The following is a 2671-nucleotide window of genomic DNA, read 5'->3' on the forward strand; positions in this document are numbered from 1 at the left end:
CGTATGGCGGCTTCCATGTCGCCGCCCAGCTTCTCCGCCAGTTCGCGGACTTCCATCTTCTCCGTTTCCTCCGTCGTGTAGGCGTAGGCTAAGCACCCAGCGCCTTGTCATATTTCTATGGTAGGTTTCCGAGTACTCGCCTCCGAACCGGACTTACAAGTCTCCCTGTATCCGGCTCTCCACTAATTAATTCAGTCTGATTCTTCGGTCGGGGTCTATTTTTGCATGACATTTTGAGCAGACAGCCAAAGTTTTTCGTCTTCGAGCTATCATTTTCTTTTCCCAGTCGGATTTACCTTTCAGGTCTTTAAGTTTGCGAACGTGATGCATTTCGAGTTTATCGGTAGCACCGCATAATTCGCAGACTTGGAGTTTCAGCCTTTCCATAAGGCTATTACGTCCACCTGTTATGGAAACTGTCCGTGGAATAGTGTCACAGTAAATATTCCCTGCAACCTTTTTGCGTTTGAAACCATCATGATAAAATGATTGGTAAAGTGTCTTACCCTTGCTATTTTCATATGCCACTTGGAAAACCTTGTTCTTTTTATATTTCAGAAGTATTTTCTTTACAGATGATTTGTATTTGTTCGCAAATACCTTATACATGCTGTATGACATAATGTGATAGAAAGAATTGATGACATAGCTATTATTGGCTATTGAGTAGTAATTATAGAACCCTCGGATTTCGGCATTGAACTGACTGACTATTTCCAAGTCATCCAAGTTCAGCATGTACGTTCTGACGATGGATTTCCAAACCTCTTTGCCATTGACAACCGCTATTCTTGCGACTTTATAATCAAAGAGTTTCTTCCGCATCGTTTCAAAATTCAGGTACAAGACAGGCTTGTGTCCGAATGCCCTAACCGTTCTACCGAACTTATCCTTACGTAAATCGTTACACCTGCGTATAAATACGTCATATCCGAGAAATTTCGCTGGTTTTTGTGCATTGGTTATCAGTGTCTTTTCATCTGACAGTTCCAGTTTAAGAGCTTCATTAAGATAATTCTTAATATCCTCTTTTACTGTTTTGCAGTCTTCAAGACTACCGGTAATTCCAATCAGAAAATCATCTGCGTATCTCACGTATTTTAACCGTTTGATGCTGCTGTCCATTTCATTACGTGCCGGATAGTTGTTCCGTTCTTCTCGTAGCCGCTTAATTTCAGCGGTCATCTGTTCCCTTACCTTTGCATCTTTCTCATTTTTCAGTTTCTTTGCCAGTCGGTATCTCCGCTGTTCGTAGAGCTTGTATCGAGCGTCGCCTTTTCTCGTTACTCCTTTATTGAACCGATTGGTGTATTCCTTGATGTACTTGTCGAACTTGTCAAGGTAGATATTAGCCAGTATTGGGCTGATAATCCCGCCTTGCGGAGTTCCACTGTACGTTCTATGAAATACCCAGTCTTCCACATATCCGGCATTCAGGAACTTTCGGATAAGCCGCAAAAATCTTTCGTCAGCGATACGTTCCCGAAGAATATTAATCAATACGTCATGATTGATATTGTCGAAGAATCCTTTAATATCGCCTTCAATAAACCATTTCACGGCAGTGAATGTCTTTTGTATATCTATAAGAGCAGTATGACAACTTCGTTTGGGACGAAACCCATGCGAAGTATGTTCAAAACTACCTTCATAGATTGCTTCAAGTATCATTCTAACTACTTCCTGTACCAGCTTATCATCAAAAGAGGGTATGCCAAGCGGACGTTTTTTCCCGTTTTTCTTAAGTATGTACGTCCTTTTGGACGGGTTAGGCTGATAAGTCTCATTTTTAAGACTACCAATCAGTTGTTCAATTCGGTCAATGCTCATTCCGTCAATGGTTTTACCATCGGCTCCTGCCGTCATGTTGCCTGTCTTGCTATAAATATTCTGATAGGCTACATAAAACATTTCCTCGTTAAACAGTACTCTATACAGCCGCTCAAACTTATAGTTCAAGTTACCGCTGTGTTTACTCAGACTGTTCAACACATTTTCTGGATTTCTCATGTCTCTCACATCTTCCTTTAAATTGTTAAACTTAATTAGCTGCTTCCCTTCGCCATGTACAGGGCGTTACCCTGCTCAGACTACTATGGAAGCTCCGTTGCCATGCCGGATATTCAGGGGCAGACCCCATAGCCGTACAACTGGCTTTCCGGTTTAGGCAATCCCCGTTTAGAAATTTGACGACTATTTGGCTTGACAGATTGTCGGATACGACTTTCGTCCTTTACTACTTATGGTAGTTGCCTTGCGGTAAGTTTATGCTACTCCTGCTACAAATCATCAGTGTAGTACCGCAACATGACGGTATAATTCCGAAGAATTATTCAACTGTCTTCCGTCATTGCCCAAGGATACGACTGCTCGGACTATCGTTCAACCAATACAGGCTTTATCCTCATATCTGTCATTTTAACTTGCCATTCGGTCGCAGCCTGACAGTTGGCTGACTTATGGCTTTACCAACGTGCTGTGTTCCCTTATGGGGTTTCCCCCTCCGGTAAGCGGTTGTTAATGGGCATTATAAACACTTGCCCAGTCGCTTGCCAAAGCGACATTCATCAAATTCCCTTTACGGGCGCACTAAATACTCCTGCATGGACACCTCCGTGGCGTACACCGCCGACTGCGTGCCGCCCAAGCCTATCCACACCTCCTTGTACCG

The 2671-nt window shown here is 43.0% G+C and carries 1 protein-coding gene and 1 pseudogene; both read right to left on the bottom strand.

What is annotated here, in order from left to right:
* Positions 1-186: 186 nt before the first annotated feature.
* Positions 187-2010 (bottom strand): reverse transcriptase/maturase family protein, encoded by a 1824-nt coding sequence (locus BQ7480_RS17495; RefSeq protein ID WP_072541321.1) that lies wholly within the window; start codon positions 2008-2010, stop codon positions 187-189.
* 580 nt (positions 2011-2590) lie between these two features.
* A pseudogene (locus BQ7480_RS18285) lies at positions 2591-2671 on the bottom strand (TraG/VirB4 family ATPase); the annotation flags it as partial.

The organism is Bacteroides mediterraneensis, from assembly GCF_900128455.1.
Lineage (GTDB): Bacteria > Bacteroidota > Bacteroidia > Bacteroidales > Bacteroidaceae > Phocaeicola > Phocaeicola mediterraneensis.